20 protein-coding genes and 1 other RNA gene are annotated in these 20,421 nt (G+C 61.9%); 4 read left to right on the top strand and 17 right to left on the bottom strand.

Annotated features, from left to right (window positions below):
* Positions 1 to 40: 40 nt before the first annotated feature.
* The 3 genes from CDV44_RS17955 to tyrS all read right to left on the bottom strand — a co-directional run bounded on the left by CDV44_RS17955 (position 41) and on the right by tyrS (position 2,491).
* Positions 41 to 667 (bottom strand): YbhB/YbcL family Raf kinase inhibitor-like protein, encoded by a 627-nt coding sequence (locus CDV44_RS17955; protein WP_058377442.1) that lies wholly within the window; start codon positions 665 to 667, stop codon positions 41 to 43.
* Positions 668 to 748: 81 nt separating this feature from the next.
* Positions 749 to 1,216 carry a D-aminoacyl-tRNA deacylase gene (gene dtd / locus CDV44_RS17960; protein ID WP_087689316.1) on the bottom strand — a complete coding sequence of 156 codons (468 nt, stop codon included), beginning with the start codon at positions 1,214 to 1,216 and terminating at the stop codon, positions 749 to 751.
* A gap of 30 nt (positions 1,217 to 1,246) precedes the next feature.
* Complete coding sequence (gene tyrS / locus CDV44_RS17965; protein ID WP_087689318.1) at positions 1,247 to 2,491, bottom strand: tyrosine--tRNA ligase; 1,245 nt, start codon at positions 2,489 to 2,491, stop codon at positions 1,247 to 1,249.
* Positions 2,492 to 2,760: 269 nt separating this feature from the next.
* On the opposite strand from tyrS, the gene CDV44_RS17970 reads away from it, so the two are divergent.
* Both CDV44_RS17970 and CDV44_RS17975 read left to right on the top strand, forming a co-directional pair.
* On the top strand, positions 2,761 to 4,038 hold the full coding sequence (locus CDV44_RS17970; protein WP_322788727.1) for a M23 family metallopeptidase: 1,278 nt from the start codon (positions 2,761 to 2,763) through the stop codon (positions 4,036 to 4,038).
* Positions 4,039 to 4,151: 113 nt separating this feature from the next.
* Positions 4,152 to 5,309 carry an anhydro-N-acetylmuramic acid kinase gene (locus tag CDV44_RS17975; protein ID WP_087689321.1) on the top strand — a complete coding sequence of 386 codons (1,158 nt, stop codon included), beginning with the start codon at positions 4,152 to 4,154 and terminating at the stop codon, positions 5,307 to 5,309.
* 103 nt (positions 5,310 to 5,412) lie between these two features.
* Here CDV44_RS17975 and erpA read toward each other — a convergent pair whose 3' ends face one another.
* The 4 genes from erpA to rplM form a co-directional block, all read right to left on the bottom strand.
* Positions 5,413 to 5,778, bottom strand: a complete 366-nt coding sequence (gene erpA, locus CDV44_RS17980; RefSeq protein ID WP_058377438.1) for an iron-sulfur cluster insertion protein ErpA — start codon at positions 5,776 to 5,778, stop codon at positions 5,413 to 5,415.
* A gap of 97 nt (positions 5,779 to 5,875) precedes the next feature.
* Complete coding sequence (argC, locus tag CDV44_RS17985; RefSeq protein WP_058377437.1) at positions 5,876 to 6,919, bottom strand: N-acetyl-gamma-glutamyl-phosphate reductase; 1,044 nt, start codon at positions 6,917 to 6,919, stop codon at positions 5,876 to 5,878.
* A gap of 171 nt (positions 6,920 to 7,090) precedes the next feature.
* Complete coding sequence (gene rpsI, locus CDV44_RS17990) at positions 7,091 to 7,486, bottom strand: 30S ribosomal protein S9 (protein WP_058377436.1); 396 nt, start codon at positions 7,484 to 7,486, stop codon at positions 7,091 to 7,093.
* 9 nt (positions 7,487 to 7,495) lie between these two features.
* Entirely contained in the window at positions 7,496 to 7,924 is a 429-nt protein-coding gene (rplM, locus tag CDV44_RS17995) for a 50S ribosomal protein L13 (RefSeq protein ID WP_010805091.1), read from the bottom strand.
* Between the two features lie 666 nt (positions 7,925 to 8,590).
* On the opposite strand from rplM, the gene CDV44_RS18000 reads away from it, so the two are divergent.
* Positions 8,591 to 9,013, top strand: a complete 423-nt coding sequence (locus CDV44_RS18000; protein ID WP_087689323.1) for an OsmC family protein — start codon at positions 8,591 to 8,593, stop codon at positions 9,011 to 9,013.
* 104 nt (positions 9,014 to 9,117) lie between these two features.
* On the opposite strand, the gene rnpB is transcribed toward CDV44_RS18000, so the two are convergent.
* The 3 genes from rnpB to pyrC form a co-directional block, all read right to left on the bottom strand.
* Positions 9,118 to 9,526, bottom strand: an RNA gene (gene rnpB, locus CDV44_RS18005) — RNase P RNA component class A.
* A gap of 53 nt (positions 9,527 to 9,579) precedes the next feature.
* Positions 9,580 to 10,416, bottom strand: a complete 837-nt coding sequence (locus CDV44_RS18010; RefSeq protein WP_249277615.1) for a DUF3025 domain-containing protein — start codon at positions 10,414 to 10,416, stop codon at positions 9,580 to 9,582.
* Between the two features lie 33 nt (positions 10,417 to 10,449).
* Positions 10,450 to 11,487, bottom strand: a complete 1,038-nt coding sequence (gene pyrC / locus CDV44_RS18015) for a dihydroorotase (protein WP_058377434.1) — start codon at positions 11,485 to 11,487, stop codon at positions 10,450 to 10,452.
* A 174-nt stretch (positions 11,488 to 11,661) separates the two neighbouring features.
* On the opposite strand from pyrC, the gene CDV44_RS18020 reads away from it, so the two are divergent.
* Positions 11,662 to 12,492, top strand: a complete 831-nt coding sequence (locus CDV44_RS18020; RefSeq protein ID WP_058377433.1) for a class II glutamine amidotransferase — start codon at positions 11,662 to 11,664, stop codon at positions 12,490 to 12,492.
* A 139-nt stretch (positions 12,493 to 12,631) separates the two neighbouring features.
* On the opposite strand, the gene CDV44_RS18025 is transcribed toward CDV44_RS18020, so the two are convergent.
* From CDV44_RS18025 to CDV44_RS18055, 7 genes are all read right to left on the bottom strand, one after another.
* The gene (locus tag CDV44_RS18025) at positions 12,632 to 13,357 is read right to left on the bottom strand and encodes an amino acid ABC transporter ATP-binding protein (protein ID WP_058377432.1); all 726 of its coding nucleotides are present in this window, start codon (positions 13,355 to 13,357) and stop codon (positions 12,632 to 12,634) included.
* Positions 13,354 to 14,034 (bottom strand): glutamate/aspartate ABC transporter permease GltK, encoded by a 681-nt coding sequence (gene gltK / locus CDV44_RS18030; RefSeq protein ID WP_058377431.1) that lies wholly within the window; start codon positions 14,032 to 14,034, stop codon positions 13,354 to 13,356. Before gltK ends, CDV44_RS18025 begins: the two co-directional genes overlap by 4 nt.
* On the bottom strand, positions 14,034 to 14,774 hold the full coding sequence (locus tag CDV44_RS18035; RefSeq protein WP_058377430.1) for an amino acid ABC transporter permease: 741 nt from the start codon (positions 14,772 to 14,774) through the stop codon (positions 14,034 to 14,036). Before CDV44_RS18035 ends, gltK begins: the two co-directional genes overlap by 1 nt.
* A gap of 107 nt (positions 14,775 to 14,881) precedes the next feature.
* Positions 14,882 to 15,790, bottom strand: coding sequence for a glutamate/aspartate ABC transporter substrate-binding protein (locus tag CDV44_RS18040; protein WP_087689329.1), 909 nt, complete (start codon positions 15,788 to 15,790; stop codon positions 14,882 to 14,884).
* Between the two features lie 165 nt (positions 15,791 to 15,955).
* Entirely contained in the window at positions 15,956 to 17,245 is a 1,290-nt protein-coding gene (locus CDV44_RS18045) for a Glu/Leu/Phe/Val dehydrogenase (protein WP_058377428.1), read from the bottom strand.
* 144 nt (positions 17,246 to 17,389) lie between these two features.
* Complete coding sequence (locus CDV44_RS18050) at positions 17,390 to 18,346, bottom strand: LysR family transcriptional regulator (RefSeq protein ID WP_058377427.1); 957 nt, start codon at positions 18,344 to 18,346, stop codon at positions 17,390 to 17,392.
* A 94-nt stretch (positions 18,347 to 18,440) separates the two neighbouring features.
* The gene (locus CDV44_RS18055; RefSeq protein ID WP_087689332.1) at positions 18,441 to 20,363 is read right to left on the bottom strand and encodes an ABC transporter ATP-binding protein/permease; all 1,923 of its coding nucleotides are present in this window, start codon (positions 20,361 to 20,363) and stop codon (positions 18,441 to 18,443) included.
* Positions 20,364 to 20,421 lie beyond the last annotated feature (58 nt).

Raw genomic sequence — 20,421 nt, forward strand, 5'->3', positions numbered from 1 at the left:
GGCAACCTCGCCCCATCCGCCCTCACGAGTGACTCACCCGTTATGCCGCCTTCGGGTTGAGGGTGTAGGTACCGGTCACGCTTGCTTTGCCGAGCACATGCGACTGAATCGCATGGACGACGTCGTCACCGCCAAAGCGGCCGTCGAGCGGCACGCGTGCAACGTCGAGCGCATACACGGTGAAGTGATAGTGGTGAACGATCGTATCGTTCCACGGCGGGCACGGGCCGTCGTAGCCGTAGTAGTCGCCCTTCATGCTTTCGTCGCCAGCGAACCACGCGGTGTAGTCGTTGACGCCGTGACGCATGCCGTCGAGCGCGTCCGGGCCGAACTTGCCACGCGGCGTGACGTGATTGCTATGGCTGGCGGCCGGGATTTCGTTGACCGATGCCGGTACGTCGACCAGCACCCAGTGGTAGAAGTCGACGCGCGGCAGATCGGCCGGCACTTCGCGGCCTTCCTTGTTGACGTCATCGCCCTGGCTCGGCACGTCGCTGTCGGTACAGATCACGACAAACGAACGCGTGCCCGCAGGCACGTCAGACCACGCCAGATGCGGATTCTTGTTTTGCGACAGCGCCACGTGCGACTGCGCGTCCGGCTTACCGAACGCAAACTGTGCATCTATCGCCGCATTGTCGGCGAACGAGTCACTCCAGACTTTCATCAGCTTCTCCCTTGCGATGTCATTTCAAAACCCAACGACGGTATCACACCGTCGAGTATCGCGTGAGATGCCAAGTCTGAATTACACGCCTTCGGGACGCGTTTGCAGCCAGAACGTGACGGGGCCGTCGTTGACGAGCGAGACACGCATATGCGCGCCGAATTCGCCCGTCTCCACCTGCGGATGACGCGCACGCGCCTGCGTCACGAAGTGGTCGAACAGCCGCTGACCGTCGGCCGGGCTCGCTGCCGGCGTAAAGCTCGGACGCGTGCCGCTGTTGGTATCGGCCGCCAGCGTGAACTGCGAGACGAGCAGCAGCCCGCCCGCCAGTCCGTTGCCGTCCAGGCTGCTCACGCTGCGATTCATCTTGCCCGCATCGTCGGAAAAGACGCGATAGCCGAGCAGCTTCGTGAGCAGTTTGTCCGCACTCGCCTCGGTGTCGCCGCGCTCCGCGCAGACCAGCGCCAGCAGGCCCGGCCCGATGGCGCCCACGGTGCGGCCATCGACCGTTACCGCAGCTTCCAGTACGCGTTGAATGAGCGCGATCATGAGAGGGAAATTTGCGTCGTGCCGAGGTGATTACGCCAGCGTGACGCGGGCGAAGCGGCGCTTGCCGACTTGCACCACGTACGTGCCGGCGTCGATCTTCGCGCCCTTGTCGGACACCACTTCGCCATCGACACGCACACCGCCCTGTTCGATATTGCGGTTGGCTTCCGAGGTCGACGGCACGAGGCCCGCCTGCTTGAGCAGTTGGGCGATGCCCAGCGGGGCGCCATCGAGGGAAACTTCCGGAATATCGTCCGGCACGCCGCCCTTGGCGCGCGCGTTGAAGTCTTCGAGCGCGCGCTCGGCATCGGCCTGCGAGTGGAAGCGGGCAACGATTTCCTGCGCGAGCAGCACCTTCACGTCGCGCGGGTTGCGCCCGCCGTCGACGTCCTGCTTCAGTTGCGCAATCTCTTCGAGCGTGCGGAACGACAGCAGCTCGTAGTAGCGCCACATCAGGTCGTCTGAGATGCTCATCAGCTTGCCGAACATCTCGCTCGGCTTTTCGCTGATGCCGATGTAGTTGCCCTTGGACTTCGACATCTTCTCGACGCCATCGAGCCCCACGAGCAGCGGCATGGTCAGAATGCACTGCGGCTCCTGACCGTACTGCTTTTGCAGCTCACGGCCCACCAGCAGGTTGAATTTCTGGTCGGTACCGCCCAGTTCCAGATCCGACTCAAGCGCCACCGAGTCGTAACCCTGCATAAGCGGGTACAGAAACTCGTGAATCGCGATCGGCACCCCGCCCTGAAAGCGCTTGGTGAAGTCTTCGCGCTCCAGCATGCGCGCCATCGTGTAGCGCGACGCGAGCTTGATCATGCCGTCGGCGCCGAGCTTCATCGACCATTCGCTGTTGTAGCGAATCTCGGTCTTGCTGCGATCGAGCACCAGCGCGGCCTGTTCGAAGTAGGTCTTGGCGTTCGCCTCGATCTGCTCGCGCGTGAGCGGCGGGCGCGTGCTGTTGCGGCCCGACGGGTCGCCGATCAGCGAGGTGAAGTCGCCGATCAGGAAAATGACCGTATGGCCCAGATCCTGCAACTGGCGCATCTTGTTGAGCACCACCGTGTGGCCGATGTGGATGTCCGGCGCCGTCGGGTCCAGACCCAGCTTGATGCGCAACGGCTTGCCCGTGGCTTCGCTGCGCGCCAGTTTCTGAAGGAACTCCTCCTCCACCAGCAGCTCGTCGCAGCCGCGCTTGGCGATCGCCATAGCGGCCCGCGTGGCGTCAGTCACTGGGTACGTCTTTTCCGGGGTGAGTGTGTGTTCACTTGTCATAACTTCATTGTCCAGACTGCGTTAGGATTTCCCCCAACGCAAGAGATGTTGGCGCGTCTGCTATAATCGCCGCTCAATTCTCGGCTCGGGCCAAGGCGCCGCCGGGTTGCCGGAAGGCAATTCGAAGCGTGTCGCTCCGCCCGGGCTTTTTCGTAAGTTGCGCAGAATTTTACGTGATGTGGCCAAAACTCCGTGATTTTTTTGCGCGTGAACTGCTGACCCTGATTGATCCCACGCAGCCGAAGCACCGTCGAAGAAAGGTGCAAATCGTGGCGACGGTCGGTTCGGCCCTGACGTTGGGAATGGTGACCGCATTCGGCGTGGCCCCCATGGTGCCGGACTCGGCACGCAATGGTGCCAGCATCACGCTGCCGCTCACCTTCCCCGATCTGGCCCGACAAATCCAGCAGCTCGACGCGCAATCCCAGACCTTCATCCATCAAGTGGCGCTGCGGCGCGGCGAGACGCTTGGCGACATGCTTTCACGGCTGTCGATCCAGGACCCTGCTGCCGAGCGCTTCATCCGTGAGAATGCCGTCGCACGGCGTCTCATCGGCGTGCCCGCCGGTCAGGTCGTTCAGGCCGAAACCGACGACGACGGCAAGCTCGTTACGCTCTCCACCCTGATCTCGTCCGGCACGGCCAACGCCCAGCAGCTCGTGATCGAGCGCAATGACGCCGGCAAGCTGCGCGCCCGCATGGAACAGCTCGCGAACGACACCGAGTGGTCCATGCGCTCGGGTGCCATCGCAGGCAACTTCTTCACGGCCATGGACGACGCGGGCGTGCCCGACGCCGTGGTCGCGCAGATGGTCAACATCTTCTCCGGTGTGATCAACTTCCAGCGCGACGTGCGCCGTGGCGACCGGTTCCGGCTGGTGTACGAAGTGGTCAAGCAGCAAGACCGCACCGTGCGCACCGGCCGCATTCTCGCCATCGAGTTCATCAATCAGGGCAAGACGCATCAGGCCATCTGGTACGCGGACCCGCAAGGCAACACCGACGGCGCGTATTACGGCTTCGACGGACGCAACCTCAAGCAGGCTTTCCTGCGCACGCCGGTCGAGTTCTCGCGGATTTCGTCGGCATTCGGCGGCCGTGAGCATCCCTTCCAGCATCAGTGGAAGAAGCACGAAGGCGTCGATCTTGCCGCCCCGGTCGGCACGCGCGTGTTTGCTGCGGGCGACGGCGTGGTGAAATTCGTCGGCAAGCAGAACGGCTACGGCAACCTGATCGAGATCAACCACGCTGGCGACTATCAGACGCGCTACGCCCACCTGTCGGGCTTTAGCTCGGGCTTGAAACCGGGGGCGCGCGTCACGCAGGGTCAGGTCATCGGCTTTGTCGGCCAGACGGGCTGGGCAACCGGTCCGCATCTGCATTACGAACTGCGCTACAAGAACGTGCCGCGCAATCCGTTTGCCACCGATGTGGCCGCCGTCGCACCGCTCTCGGGCCCGCGCCTGAAGCTGTTCGACATGTATGCCGCCAACCTTCTCAAGCGCATCGATCTGATGCGCACCGTGCAGGTCGCCGAGCGCGACTGAGGTATGCTGGAGGGCGCACCGGCGGGCGATGACGTGCGAATCGCAGGATTCGCATGCGTCGCCCGCCGGTGCGAGAAGTTTCCCGGCTCCCCTCGAACGTCTGCGCTCCGCTCATGACCGACACCGCTTCCCAAGGCGCCCATCCGGCCGCCGCCGCTGCAACTTCCCACTTCATCGGTCTTATGTCCGGCACCAGCCTCGATGGTGTCGACGGTGTACTCGTTGCGTCTCCCGGAGGCCACGTGCTTGCCGAAGCGTACGTCCCCTTTCCGGCGGAATTGCGGGAGACGCTCATGGTGCTGCAAGCGCCGTCGGAGAACGAATTGCACAGGGAAGCACTGGCCGCGAATGCGCTCGCACGGCATTACGCCGATTGCGTGAAAGCACTCCTCGCGAGCGCCGGGTTACCTGCGGCGGCGATCGCCGCCGTGGGCGCACATGGACAGACCATTCGCCACCGTCCCGGCGAATTTGACGGCGTGGGTTACACGCGTCAATTGAATGCGCCCGCCTTGATTGCAGAACTGACCGGCATCGACGTGGTTGCGGACATTCGCAGCCGCGACGTCGCTGCCGGTGGCCAAGGGGCACCGCTGGTGCCCGCCTACCATCAGGCGAAGTTCTCGGACGCGAGTGAGACCCGCGTCGTGTGCAACCTCGGCGGCATCAGCAATGTGACGATTTTGCCCGCTGCGGCATTGGGCAAGCCGGTGACCGGTTTCGATTGCGGCCCCGGCAATGCACTGCTCGACGGTTGGGCCGCACGGCATATCGGCAAGGCCTATGACGATGGCGGTGCATGGGGTGCCAGCGGACGCGTCGACGATGCCCTGCTCGCCGCACTGCTGAGCGAACCCTATTTCACACAAACTCCCCCCAAGAGCACCGGGCGCGACCTGTTTCACGCGGCATGGCTGGACGCCCATCTGGCGGCCTTCCCCGGCATTGCGCCGGTCGATGTTCAGGCGACACTGGTCGCGCTCACGGCCCAATGCGTGGCCGACGACGTGCTTCGCTATGCACCGGACTGCAAAGGCTTCTACGCCTGCGGTGGCGGCACGCGTAATCAGGCGCTGATGCAGGCGATTGCCGCCCGCCTGCCGGGAATGACGGTCACGACGACGGATGCGCTCGGTGTACCGCCGAATCAGGTCGAAGCGCTCGCCTTCGCGTGGCTGGCTGAGCGGTGTCTGGCGCGCCTGCCGGGCAATCTGCCATCGGTCACTGGCGCTGCCGGCCCGCGCGTTCTCGGGGCGATCTACCCCCGCTGACGGGGATACGGCGGCGATACCGGCTGTTGAGATGACGCGTTAACGAGAAAAGGGCCCTTGCGGGCCCTTTCTCTTGATACTTCCGGTACTGCCGTCGTGTCGCTCAGACCGAGAACGACGAGCCGCAGCCACAAGTCGTGGAGGCGTTCGGGTTCTTGATCACGAACTGTGCGCCGTTGATGTCTTCCTTGTAGTCGATCTCGGCGCCCACCAGATACTGGTAGCTCATCGAGTCGATCAGCAGCGAGACACCGTTCTTGTCGAGCACGGTGTCATCTTCGTTCACGTCTTCGTCGAAGGTGAAACCATACTGAAAGCCGGAGCAACCGCCACCCTGCACGAAAACGCGCAGTTTGAGTTCCGGGTTGCCTTCTTCGTCGATCAGTTGCTTGACCTTGTCCGCGGCGCTGTCCGTAAAGACCAGAAACGCGGGCATTTCCGTGACGGCGGCCTCAAGCGGTGCGTTCATCGCAAATCTCCATAATTCGGTTGGGTACCATTCTATTCCCTATTCCGAAATCGTGCCGACGGCAGAAAAATCAAGAGCTTAGGGACAAAAAATACCGTTACGGCAGTACGGGAATATGGGTCAGACCCATGTTCTCCGGCAGGCCGAACATCAGGTTCATACATTGCACGCCCTGACCGGACGCGCCCTTGACCAGGTTGTCCTCGACCACGAGGATGACCAGCGTGTCTTCGTTGCCCGGGCGATGCACCGCCACGCGCACGTAGTTCGAAGCACGCACCCAACGCGTTTCCGGCATCGAACCCGCCGGCAGCACGTCGACGAACGGCTCGTTCTCGTAATACGTTTCAAACAATTGCTGGAAATCGGTGTCGCGCGCTTCGGGCAGGATCGTCGCGTACAGCGTCGAATGAATGCCGCGAATCGTCGGCAGCAGGTGCGGCACGAACGTCAGGCCCACATCGTAGCCTGCAATCGCTTCGAGGCCCTGCTTGATTTCCGGATGGTGGCGATGGCCCTTCACGCCATACGCCTTGAAGTTGTCCAGCGTCTCGGCCAGGATCAGCGAGGTCTCGCCCTTGCGGCCGGCACCGCTGGCGCCCGACTTGGCGTCGGCGATCAGGTGCTTCGCATCGACCAACTTGCGGCCCCCGGCGAACAACGGCGCGTAGCCGAGTTGCACCGACGTCGGGTAGCAGCCCGGCAGGCCGATCACACGGGCCTGCTTGATCTGCTCGCGGTTGATTTCGGGCAGGCCATAAACGGCTTCTTCGAGAATATCCGGGCAGGCATGCGGCATGCCGTACCACTTCTCGAACGTCGCCGTGTCCTTGAGACGGAAGTCGGCGGCCAGGTCGATCACGCGCACGCCGGCAGCGAGCAACTCTCGCGCCTGCGCCATCGCCACACCGTGCGGGGTCGCAAAAAAGACCACGTCGCAATCGGTCAGACGGGCGTCATCGGGCGTGCAAAACGCCAGATCGACGCGGCCACGCAGGTTCGGATACATATCGGCGACCAGCGTACCCGCTTCCTTGCGCGAGGTAATCGCCGTCAATTGTGCTTCCGGGTGCTGCGCCAGCAAACGGAGCAGCTCCACACCGGTATAGCCGGTGCCGCCTACGATACCTACCTTGACCATGTCCTACCCCAACGAAATTGGAAACGGGATTCTATCAAGCTTCGACGACACGTGTGAGACGGCGCCGCACCCCGAAACATCACAAACTGGAAACATAAGAAAAAAGGCCGCGCGAGGCGGCCTTTTCTCCGGATCTGCCGAGTCGGCAGATGCCAACAAGCACTCGTGCGATTAACGCTTCGAGAACTGTTTACGACGGCGGGCCTTGTGCAGACCAACCTTCTTACGTTCGACTTCACGAGCATCGCGGGTAACGAAACCAGCGGTCGACAGCGACGGCTTGAGGGTCGCGTCGTAGTCGATCAGTGCACGCGTGATGCCGTGACGAACCGCACCGGCCTGACCCGTTTCACCACCGCCCGACACGTTGACTTTGATGTCGAACGTTTCAGCGTGGTTGGTCAGTTCGAGCGGCTGACGCACGATCATCAGCGACGTTTCGCGAGCGAAGTACTCTTTGATCGGCTTGCCATTGACGACGATGTCGCCCTTGCCAGCCTTGATGAACACACGAGCCACTGCGCTCTTGCGACGGCCCGTGCCGTAATTCCAATCGTTTTTGAACATGGCTGGCCCTTAGATCTCGAGCGACTTCGGTTGCTGCGCTTCGTGCGGATGGTTACCGTCGGCGTAAACCTTCAGCTTCTTGATCATCGCGTAGCCCAGCGGACCCTTCGGCAGCATGCCCTTCACGGCTTTCTCGAGCGCACGGCCCGGGAAACGCTCTTGCATCTTGCCAAACGTGGTTTCGTAGATACCGCCCGGGTAACCCGTGTGACGGTAGTACTTCTTATCAGTTTGCTTTGCGCCCGTAACTTTCAGCTTGGCAGCATTGACGATGATGATGTAATCACCCGTGTCAACGTGCGGCGTGAATTCCGGTTTGTGCTTGCCGCGCAGACGGCGTGCCACTTCGCTGGCGACACGGCCGAGGACTTTGTCCGTCGCGTCAATCACAAACCATTCGCGCGTCACCTCTGCCGGCTTAGCGGAAAACGTCTTCATGATCGATCCAATTAAAAAACTGCTTGCCCCATAGACACCAACTTCCTGCTTGTCTGCCGGCCGCGTCCTTGTGATTTGGGTCACATGGCGCAGTCCTGTGCTTGCAGGCTCTCCCTGATGCTTTTTCCGTGGGCATTTCCGGAAAAGCCGTTGATTATACAGAAAAAACGACCGCCCGGTAAACGCGCTTAGGTAAACCGCCTTTTCGCAGCACTTTTCGGGGGCACAAAAAAAAACCCGAACCTCATTGGGTCCGGGTTAAATCCACCAAAGGAGGAGGGTGGAGGAGACACTTGCAGAATTGCTGTGAAGCACAACAACCAATGACTGAAGTCTAGCAAAGGCGATGGTGCGTTGCAAGAAAATTTATAGTGCGAAATACAACACCACATTATGAAATTCTCAAAAATCGCACACAAACCAATATTGCCTTTTAAGTTCAATAACTTACGAGGAAATCCGTGTTCGGATCGCTCTGCGCGCTAGAGCCTTTTGCCTAAATTTAGGGTTTTTCCCCCTGAAAACCCGATCAAAAAAGCGCCAATATTGCGACGCAACAACTCAGACCGCCCGGAGGCTGCCGGACGCGAGTCGGACGGCGTCGTACGCACTATTGCGGAAGCCGCTACAATTTTTGCTTGAACGAGAATTCGGGGTATCGAGATTATGGAATGCAAGGTTAGCTGGATGGGCCAGGATGGCATGGCCTTCATCGCGGAAACAGGCAGTGGGCATATCGTCGCGATGGATGGAGCGCCGGAAGGCGGTGGCCGTAATCTGGCGCCGCGTCCGATGGAGATGCTGCTGGTCGGCACCGGAGGGTGCACCGCGTATGACGTGGTGATGATCCTCAAGAAGAGCCGCGCAGAGGTCAAGGATTGCAGCGTCACGCTCAAGGCCGAGCGCGCCAGCGAAGACCCCAAGATCTTCACGAAGATTCACTTCCACTTCACCGTGACGGGGCGCAACCTGAACCCGGCCACCGTCGAGCGCGCCGTGACGCTCTCGCACGACAAGTACTGCTCGGCGTCGATCATGCTCGCCAAGACGGCCGAACTCACGCACAGCGTGGAAATCGTCGAAGGCTGAGGCCGCAGGGCGCGAGCGATTACCGTCGCGCCTGCCACGCCTTGGAAGGCCGCGTCGCAGAAAGACAAAAGGCTCCCTCGCGGGAGCCTTTTGCTTTTGTATCGATGCAGAGACGGCCGATAAGCCGGATTCTGTGAACGCGACTCGCGCCGCGCCTGACAACCATTCCTCTAGGCGACGCATCACTACGCCGCTCAAGCTTCCTACCCGCAGGCTCCCGGGGGCCCCGTTGCCGACACACGCACAAGGCGCATGCCGCTCACCTGCCTATTTGGAATTGCTCCGGGTGGAGGTTACCGTGCCGTGTGCGTTGCCGCACGCCGCGGTGCGCTCTTACCGCACCGTTTCACCCTTACCTGATCCGCCTGGCTTTCGCCAGGGGCCATCGGCGGTCTGTTCTCTGTTGCCCTGTTCCGCGTCTCACGACGGATGGCCGTTAGCCATCACCCTGCCCTATGGAGTCCGGACTTTCCTCCCCCTTCCGAAGAAGGCGGCGATTGTCTGGCCGACTCTGCGGGCCGAAGTGTATCACGCGCGCGCCTTCCCCCACGCCCGACCGCCCCGGATTACCGCGCCTGCGGCTGCCCTGCGGGCAAATCGGCCCGGCGCCCCGGGCGAAACACCGACGTGTCGTTGTAATAGTCTCGATCGCCGTTCGCCGGCCACCACCCCGGGATGCCCAGTACCGGCAATGGCGCGAAATCGCGCGGCGTGAAAGGAATATCGGCGAGCCCCGGTGCCAGCCGGGCGTCGAGCCAGTCGAGGCGCTCGGCAGGTGTCAGTCGGAAGTAATCGACCGGCACATCGACAATCCATGCATGCGCCGTGATCGCCTTATAGGGCACGACCAGCTTCTCCAGCAAAGCGTGCCCGAAGGGCTGCACCTCGCAGGCACGTCCCCAATCCGCGCGGCGCGTGACGAACAGGGTCTGCCAGTCGAAGCCGCGCAGCGCAGTGCCCAATGCCGGGTCGCTACAGGCAAAGATGACGGCGTTCTCGTCGAACAAGGTCGCCGCGTCCCGGGTTGCCCCACGGGTGGCCTGCACGCCATCGGCTGCAATGGCGGTGGCTTGCCGGGCGTTGAGCGCCGCCTTGCTGCGCGGGTAGGCCAACCAAATCAGCGCATTGAAGAAGTCATGCAGATTGGGGCGGGTCGGCACGCCGCCGGTCGCGGCGATGAAGGCTTCGTAAGCCGTCCCTTCCGGTAAATCCCCTTGTGCGACGAAGCACAACGGTTTGCCGTGCCCGCTGACCTGAGCGGCCGCCCTCGCAAGTGAAGACAGCGCCACTCGCCAGTCGCCGCTGGCGAGCGCGCCCTGCCCGTGCGCCCTCACCGCGGCAAACCATGGTTGCGGCCAGTCGATATCCGGCAACGCCTCCGCCGTGTGCGGTTGGGTTGTCACAGGCAACGCAGACAGCATCTACGACGCCCTGCCTCAGCCCTTGAGCTTCCAGCCGATGACTTCGCCACCGCGCAGCGGCACGACGGTCGCGTCGCCCATCGGCAGCTCGGCCGGCAGTTCCCAGTCTTCGCGCACCAGCGTGATTTTGTCGGCGTTGCGCGGCAGTTCGTAGAAGTCCGGGCCGTGGAAGCTGGCAAATCCTTCGAGCTTGTCGAGCGCGCCCGCGTTGTCGAACGCTTCTGCGTACAACTCCACCGCGTGCAGGGCGGTGTAGCAACCGGCGCAGCCGCAAGCCATTTCCTTCGCGCCACGGGCGTGCGGGGCGCTATCCGTGCCCAGGAAGAAGCGTGCGCTGCCCGACGTGGCGGCCTTGACCAGCGCTTCACGGTGGATTTCGCGCTTGAGCACCGGCAGGCAGTAGTAATGCGGACGGATGCCGCCGGTGAAGATCGCATTGCGGTTGTACAGCAGGTGGTGCGCGGTGATCGTGGCGCCGATGGGGCCTTCGGCCTCGGCGACGTACTCGGCGGCATCCTTCGTGGTGATGTGCTCGAACACCACCTTGAGTGCCGGGAAATCACGGCGCAGCGGCTTCATCACGCGGTCGATGAAGACCTTTTCGCGATCGAAGATATCGATATCCGAACTCGTCACTTCGCCGTGCACGAGCAGCGGCATGCCGACTTCCTGCATGGCCTCGAGCGCGCCGCGGCACTTGGCCAGATCGGTCACGCCGGCGTCCGAATTCGTCGTGGCGCCTGCCGGGTAGAGCTTCACGCCGTGCACGAAACCCGACGCCTTGGCGCGACGGATCTCGTCACCGGGAGTGTTGTCGGTGAGATACAACGTCATGAGCGGCTCGAACGTGTTGCCGGCCGGGCGTGCCGCCAGAATGCGCTCGCGGTAGGCGGCGGCATGCTCGGTGGTGGTGACCGGCGGCTTGAGGTTCGGCATGATGATCGCGCGGCCGAACTGGCGGGCGCTGTCGGGCAGCACGCTCTTGAGCACGGCGCCATCGCGCACGTGCAGGTGCCAGTCATCGGGACGGGTGATAGTCAGTTCGGTGGTCATGATCGGTTCCGGGGCTGCTGGGCCGTGCCGGCGGGTGGGGCGTCGGCGCGACGAACTTTTTAGGACGGGAATGTACGTGCACAGGGGCCGGTGCTATGCTTGTGCAACCCCATATTGTAACGGCAGCTGCGCACTGACACGACGTGAGCTGCCAATCAGAGATTTGCCCGCCCCATGTGCCAACTGCTTGGAATGAATTGCGCAGAACCGACCGACATCACGTTCTCATTTACCGGTTTTGCGGCGCGCGGGGGCGGCACTGACCATCATGCCGACGGCTGGGGTATCGCCTTCTTCGAAGACAAAGCCTGCCGGCTCTTCATCGATCATCAGGCCGCCGCCAATTCGCCCATCGCCGAACTGGTGAAGAAATACCCCATCAAGTCGAAAAACGTCATCGCGCATATCCGCAAGGCGACGCAAGGTATCGTTGAGCTGGAGAACTGCCATCCGTTCCAGCGCGAACTGTGGGGACGTCACTGGATCTTCGCGCACAACGGCGACCTGCACGATTACGACCCGTTCCTCTCCGGCGTGTACCAGCCGGTCGGCACCACCGACAGCGAGCGCGCCTTCTGCGACATCATGCAGGGCCTGCGCAAGCGCTTCCCCGGTTCGCAACCGCCGCTCGACGAGCTGTTCCACGCCGTCGAAGACATCACACGCACGATCACCCGCCACGGCGTGTTCAACTTCGTGCTCTCGAACGGACAGGCCCTGATCGCCCACTGCTCGACCAAACTGCACTTCATCGCCCGTCAGTGGCCGTTCGCCAAGGCGCACCTGATCGATGCCGACTGGGAAATCGACTTCGCGAAGTTCACCACGCCGGCCGACCGCGTGGCCGTCATCGCGACGGTGCCTCTGACTGACAACGAAGTCTGGACGACCTTCGAGCCGGGCGAGTTGATTCTGTTCGAAAACGGCGCCCCGACGCAGCGCGCCGTCGTCCCGATTCCGGAAGCCGTGCGCCTGCGCAACGCGCAGAACACCGCCTGCCAGTAAGCCTCCGGTGCGTCTCGTGCGCACCGAGCGGCCATAAAAAAAGCGTGCCCGAGGGCACGCTTTTTCGTTGCTGCGAGTACTTCGAACCGTACAGCAGCGCGTCGCCTCGTGGGCTGACGCGCCGTGCCGTGCCCCGAGTTCAGTGCAGGATCTTGGCCAGGAAGTCCTTGGCGCGATCCGACTTCGGGTTGTCGAAGAACTCTTCCTTCTTGTCGTCTTCGACGATCAGGCCCTGATCCATGAAGATCACGCGATTGGCGACCTTCTTGGCGAAGCCCATTTCGTGCGTGACCACCATCATGGTCATGCCTTCGTGCGCCAATTCGACCATCACGTCGAGCACTTCATTGATCATTTCCGGATCGAGTGCCGACGTCGGCTCGTCGAACAACATGGCGATCGGGTCCATGCACAGGGCACGGGCAATCGCGACACGCTGCTGCTGACCGCCCGACAACTGGCCCGGGAACTTGTGTGCGTGCGCCTTCAGGCCCACGCGCTCAAGCAGCTTCAGACCCTTGTCGTTGGCTTCGTCCTTGCGGCGGCCGAGCACCTTGATCTGTGCGAGCGTCAGGTTTTCGGTAATCGACAGATGCGGGAACAGTTCGAAGTGCTGGAACACCATGCCCACGCGCGAGCGGAGCTTGGCCAGGTTCGTCTTGGGGTCTGCGACCGAGGTGCCGTCGACGATGATCTCGCCTTGCTGGATCGGCTCGAGACCGTTGACGGTCTTGATGAGCGTGGACTTGCCCGAACCCGACGGGCCGCACACCACCACGACTTCACCCTTCTTGACTTCAGTGGAACAGTCCGTGAGCACCTGGAACTGGCCGTACCACTTGGAGACGTTTTTGAGGGAAATCATTTCGCCAACCTCTTTTGAAGACGTTTAACCAACATCGAAACCGTGAAGCAGATCACAAAGTAGACCGCCCCGGCAAACACAATCATTGCGGGCAATGTGCCATCGCGCTGACCCACCTGGTACGACATTCCGAAGAAGTCGGACAGGGCGATCGCATACACGAGCGACGTATCCTGGAACAAGATGATGCCCTGCGTGAGCAGCAACGGCACCATATTGCGGAAGGCCTGCGGCAGCACCACGAGACCCATTGCCTGCCAGTACGACATACCGAGCGCAAACGCTGCCGACAACTGGCCGCGCGACACGCTCTGAATACCGGCGCGAATGATTTCCGAATAATACGCTGCTTCAAACAGCGAGAAGGCGACGAGCGCCGAGACCATCCGGATGTCCCACGTGGGCGGCACATCGAGCAACGAGCGCAGCACCTGCGGCACGATCAGGAAGAACCACAGCAGCACCATCAGCAGCGGGATCGAGCGGAACACGTTCACGTAAAGATCCGCGAACCACTTCAACGCCGCCACGCCCGACAGACGCATCATCGCGAGCAATGTGCCCCACACGATGCCCACGATCACGGCGAGCGCCGTGATCTGCAACGTGGTGACCATGCCCTTGACCAACAGGGGCCACGCGTCTACCACGCCGCCCCAAGCGAAGATCTCACCCATTATTTGCCCCCGATGTAGCCCGGCAGGCGGGTCTTCGTTTCGAGCCAACGCATGAACGTGAGCACGACGATGTTGATGATCATGTAGGCAACCGTCACGGCGATGAACGACTCGTAGCTATGCGCCGTGTAGTCGATCAGTTGCTTGCCCTGGCCGGTCAGTTCGAGCAGATTCACTGTCGAGATCACGGCCGAGTTCTTGAAGATGTTGACGAATTCCGAGGTAATCGGCGGGATCACCACGCGGAAAGCCACCGGCAGCAGCACGAAGCGGTACGTCTGCGGCAGCGTGAGCCCCATGGCCAGACCGGCATTCTTCTGACCCTTGGGCAGCGAATTGATACCGGAACGCACCTGTTCACACACGCGGGCGGCCGTAAAGAGACCCAGGCCAATCACACCGGTGAGCAGCGAGACGTTCGCCGGATTGAGCGAGAACAGCCACTGGCGGATCGCTTCCGGGAGGAAGTCGGGCGCCACGTAGTACCAGAAGAACAACTGCACCAGCAACGGGATGTTTCGGAACAGCTCGACGTACCCCGCCGCGAAGCCCGAGATCCACTTATTGGGAACGGTGCGCATCACGCCGAGCACGGAGCCGACGATCAACGCGATGATCCAGCCGCCGAGGCCGACTTCAAGCGTGAGCTTGAAGCCCGAGAGCAGCCACCCGAAATAGGTGCTGTTCTCACCGGTCGCTACCGGCTGGAAGAAAAAACTGAAATCGAGACCGAGAGCCATGATCTCCCCTTTTCTACTTGTCTTGCTTAAAAAGAAGCGGAAGGATGACTCCTTCCGCTTCGGCATTACTTACTGATCATGCTCAGCGTTGCGATAAGCCACAAGGCTTACTTGGCAGGCGTCACGTCAGCGCTGTCGTTCGGCGCCTTCCACAGTGCGGCCATTTCAGCCGACGGCGGGAAGTCCATGTTCGTGCCGTTCAACGCCGGGATCGGCGACTGGAACCACTTCTTGTAGTCCGTGAAAGCCTTGCCCGACTTCTGGTAGTTGGCCACAGCCGTGTCCACCACCTTCTTGAAGCCCGGATCGTCCTTGCGCATCATGCAGCCGTACGCTTCGTACGATTGCGGCTTGCCGACGATGGTGTAGTCCTTGGCATCCTTGAACTTGGCGCGCTCACCGGCGAGCAGGGCGTCATCCATCATGAACGCAACGGCACGGCCTTGATGCAGCGTGATTGCTGCCTCGCCGTGATCCTTCGCGCTGATGATGTTCATGCCCATGTTCTTGTCCTGATTCATCTGACGCAGCAGACGCTCAGAGGTCGTACCGGCGGTGGTCACGACGTTCTTGCCCTTCAGATCGTCGAAATCCTTCACGCCCGAGCTGTTCTTGGTCAGCAGGCGCGTACCGATGATGAAGAAGGTGTTCGAGAATGCCGCTTGCTTCTGGCGCTCGGCATTGTTGGTGGTCGAACCGCACTCGATATCGATCGTGCCGTTTTGCACCAGCGGAATACGGTTCTGCGACGTGATCGGGGTCTGCTTCGCGTCGAGCTTCGTGAGCTTCAGTTCTTTCTTGACTTCATCGACGATGGCCATCGCGACATCGTTCGCGTAACCAACGACATTATGGTTGTTGTCATAGAACGAGAACGGGATCGACGACTCCCGGTTACCCAGCGAAATCACGCCGGTGTCCTTGATCTTCTTGAGCGTACCGCTTTCCTGCGCTTGTGCAGCACCTGCCATCAGGCCCACACAACACAACGCCAATGCAATTTTCGAGAGGGTCATTCCTTGGTCTCCTTGGCACAAAACGAATGCATTTTAGCACTGCAATTGCCTGTTTTTTTATTCTCGAATGTTCGGAACGTACGTCTTTTTTGACGCATTTCGCCCCGAACATTCGTTTTTTACGCATTAGTGCGTATTACTACTTAGAGCAAAAGCACCGCCAGATCAGGGGTACAGGCCGCGCATCTCGCGCGCTTGCAGGATACGGCTACACGCCACAATGAATGCCGCCGTACGCAGCGACACCGAATGTTCCTGCGCCACGTGCCACACGCCGTCGAAGGCTTCGCGCATGATGCGCTCCAGACGGTGGTTGATCTCTTCCTCGGTCCAGAAGAAGCTCGAGAAGTCCTGCACCCATTCGAAGTACGACACAGTAACACCCCCGGCGTTGGCCACCACATCGGGCACCACCAGAATGTTCTTGGCACGCAGAATGTCGTCGGCCGCCGTCGTGGTCGGGCCGTTGGCGCCTTCCACCACGACCTTCGCGCGAATCTTGTCGGCGTTCTTCTCGGTGATCTGGTTTTCCAGCGCCGCCGGGATCAGGAATTCGCAGTCGAGCGACCAGAATTCGTCGTCCTTGATGGTCTCGGCTGCCGGGAAACCGCCCACGCCGCCGGTTTCGGCCACGTGTTTGAGCAGGTTCGGCACATCGAGGCCATCCGACTTGTAGATCGTACCGGTGTGATCTTGCACGCCGATGACATGCGCGCCGGCTTCCGCGAACAGGCGGGCCGCAATGCCGCCCACGTTGCCGAAGCCCTGCACGATCACGCGCGAACCGCGCACGTCCATGCCCAGACGGCGGGCCGACTCGCAGCTCACCACGAACACGCCGCGGCCGGTCGCTTCGCGACGGCCCAGCGAGCCACCCAGCGAGATCGGCTTGCCGGTCACGACGCCCGTGGCCGTGGAGCCCTCGTTCATCGAGTACGTGTCCATCATCCACGCCATGATCTGCTCATTCGTGTTGACGTCGGGTGCCGGAATGTCCTTCGTCGGCCCGATGATGATGTTGATTTCGCTGGTGTAACGACGCGTCAGGCGTTCGAGTTCGCCGCGCGAGAGCTTGCGCGGGTCGACGCGGATACCGCCCTTGGCGCCGCCGTACGGCACGTTCACTGCGGCGTTCTTGACCGACATCCAGGCCGACAGGGCCATGACTTCGGAGAGCGTGACGTCCTGGTGGAAACGCACACCGCCCTTGCCGGGACCGCGCGAGGTGTTGTGCTGGACGCGATAGCCCTCGAAGTGGGCGATGGTGCCGTTATCGAGTTCGATCGGGCAGTCGACGATCAGGATGCGCTTCGGGCGCTTGAGGGTTTCGACCCAACGCGAGAGGTTGCCCAGATAGGGCGTAACGCGGTCGACCTGTTGAAGATAGTTGCCCCAGGGGCCGAGATCATCGGCTTGGAGGTAGGAAGGCAAGGCGTGTTGTGACGATTGAGACATCTCTGGATTCTCCGGCTTCAATCAGCGCCGCACGCACACACCGTGCTTGCGACACGAATGGCAGGCACTTTACCTAGAGCCGCAAAGAACAATCCAATGCCGAATAAACATGCATCTATGCGTTTCGTGCATAGATTACAAATCTCACCCTTTGACCTGATCGCGCACGGCCTGCCAGAACGCCTCAACGGCTTCGCGCTTGGCCTTCTCGCGGCGGTTGCTGGCGTCAGCGTAGGCCAGACGGTCGCGATAAAGCCGGATTTCCATATCGAGATGCCACGGCGCGGCAGTCTTGCCCGGAGGCGCGAGGTCGATCAGTTCCTCGCGGGCGACGGAGTCGACCACGGCGCTTTCCGGCAGAAACGCCACGCCGTGCCCCGCCAGCACCATGGCCTTGAGGGCCTCGGCCATGTCGGTCTCGTAGACCTTGTCGAAATGAGGCGGGCTGGTCGTGTCGCCAACCAGCAGGTCGGCCATGCGCCCGAGGTAGGCGTTCGACGTGTAGGCCAGATAAGGCACCGGCGCTTCCGCCGTGCCGGGGAGCTTGAAGCGCGCCCGCTTTTGCGGCGTCGGCGCGCTGTAGGGGCTGAAGCGCTCACTGCCGAGCACGACCATCTCGTAGCGCGCCACGTCGAGCTGCAACGGCTGGCTGGGATGGTAGTAGCACATGAGCAGGTCACAGCCGCCGTCGGTCAGCGACATCGCTGCGTCGTGCACGTTGAGCGCCCGCAGACGGGTGCGCAGCAGGCCGAGCCGCTTTTCCAGCGTCTTGAGCCAGCGCGGGAAGAACGTCATCGACAGCGTGTGCGGCACGGCAAAGTCGAGCACCGAATGGTCGGCGGAACGCTGCTCGCGCAGCAAGGCCCGCGCTTCCTGCGCTTGCGAGAGCAACGCGAGCGCCTGCTCGTAGAAGACTTCACCCGCAGGGGTGAGCCGGGTCGGATAGCTCGACCGGTCGATCAGCTCACTGCCGAGCCACGCCTCAAGGGCCTGAATGCGGCGCGAAAAGGCGGGCTGCGTCACATGGCGCAACTCGGCCGAGCGGCTGAAACTGTGCGTCTTGGCGAGCGACACGAAGTCTTCGAGCCATTTGATTTCCATGCGGAGCCCCCGGGGCTGACGGTGTCAGCGCGCTAGTCTACTCAATCGGACGCGCGCGCGACAGAGCCGCACCCAACGGTGGGACGTCGGCCGCTCAGGACACCACCGTCGCGAAGTGCGATGCCTCGGCGTCGCCCTCGCCGCCACGCCGCTGTTGTTGCAGCGCCCACATCTGCGCGTACAGCCCTTCGGCATGCAGCAACTCGTCGTGCGTGCCGCGCTCGACGATGCGGCCCTTGTCGAGCACGATGATCTGCGCCGCGTGCACGACCGTCGACAGCCGGTGCGCGATCACAAGCGTGGTGCGTTCCCGGGCGATATTGCGCAATTCCGTCTGAATCGCCTGCTCCGAGCGCGAATCGAGTGCCGACGTCGCTTCATCGAAGATCAGGATGTGCGGATTCTTCAGAATCGTGCGTGCAATCGCGACACGTTGCTTTTCACCGCCCGAGAGCTTCAGCCCGCGCTCGCCGACCATCGAGTCATAGCCCGCCGGCAGGCTCTCGATGAAGTCGTGAATGTGCGCCGCACGTGCCGCCGCAATGACCTGCTCGCGTGAAGCCGACGGATTCCCGTAAGCGATGTTGTAGTAGATCGTGTCGTTGAACAGCACCGTGTCCTGCGGCACGATGCCGATGGCGGCCCTCAGCGAGTCTTGCGTGACGTCGCGGATATCCTGCCCGTCGATGGTGATGCGCCCCGCCGTGGTGCCGGGGAAGCCCACGTCATAGAAGCGGAACAGCAAACGCGACAGCGTCGATTTGCCCGAGCCGCTGTGGCCCACGACCGCAGTGGTCGTGCCTGCGGCGATGGTGAAATCCACGTCGTGCAGAATCTGGCGCGTCGTCTCGTAGCCGAAATTCACATGCTCGAAGCTCACCGTGCCGCCGGTGCAGATCAGCGCGGGTGCGCCGGGCGGGTCGGCCACTTCGCGGTTGACGTCGAGCAGCGTGAACATGCGGTCCATGTCCGTCATGGCTTGCTTGAGTTCGCGATAGATCACGCCGAGGAAATTCAGCGGGATATAGAGCTGCAACATGAACGTGTTGACCAGCACCAGATCGCCCAGCGTCATCCTGCCGCTCATCACGCCCTGCGTGGCGTGCCACAGAATCAGAATCAGCCCGGTGGCAATGATCACCTGCTGCCCGAAATTGAGCACGGAAAGCGAATTCTGCGAACGGATGGCCGCCGCCCGATAGCGCTTCAGATTTTCGTCATAGCGCTCGGTTTCGAACGCCTCGTTGCCGAAGTACTTCACCGTCTCGTAATTGATGAGCGAATCGATGGCGCGCGCGTTAGCCTTCGAATCGAGCTCGTTCATCGTGCGGCGGAAATGCGTGCGCCACTCGGTCACCTTCACCGTGAACGCGATGTAGAACACGAGCGCCGCGAGCGTGACCAGTGCGTAGAACGCGTCATAGCGCACGACGAAGAAGCCGAGCACGAGCGCCACTTCAATGAGCGTGGGCAGAATGCTGTACAGCGAGTACGAGATCATCGACTGGATGCCACGCGTGCCTCGCTCGATGTCGCGGCTCATGCCCCCGGTCTGTCGCTCCAGATGGAAGCGCAGCGAGAGTGCGTGCAGATGGCGGAACACCCTGAGCGCCACTTGCCGCACGGCGCTTTCCGTCACCTTCGAGAACAGGATTTCCCGCAGTTCGGTGAAGAGCGACGTCGACAGGCGCACCACCCCGTAGGCGATCACCAGCATGCCCAGCCCGCCGACCACGATCAGCGCCGGGTCGGCGGTGGCACGTGCGGTGGCAGAAAGCGTTGCGACCGGCCCCAGCGCATCGACGATGTGCTTCATCAGAATCGGCACACCGAGGTTGGCCACCTTGGCCAGAATCAGGCACGACAACGCGAGCGTTACCCGCCCGCGGAATTCGAGCAGGTATGGCAGCAGCGACTTGAGCACCTGCCAGTCGTTGCGCGGCTTCTTCGGAAGGTTCTTTGCGTTCGGGGCATTGGCCGCCGCCGGCGCAGGCTCGGCCGGAGTAAAACGTCTCATGATGCTGTGGGGGCGGGGTCCGGCCCGGGCAACAGGTCCGGTGGGGGGCTTTCCGCTA

The organism is Pandoraea sp. PE-S2R-1 (assembly GCF_002179865.1).
In the GTDB taxonomy this organism is placed as follows: Bacteria; Pseudomonadota; Gammaproteobacteria; order Burkholderiales; family Burkholderiaceae; genus Pandoraea.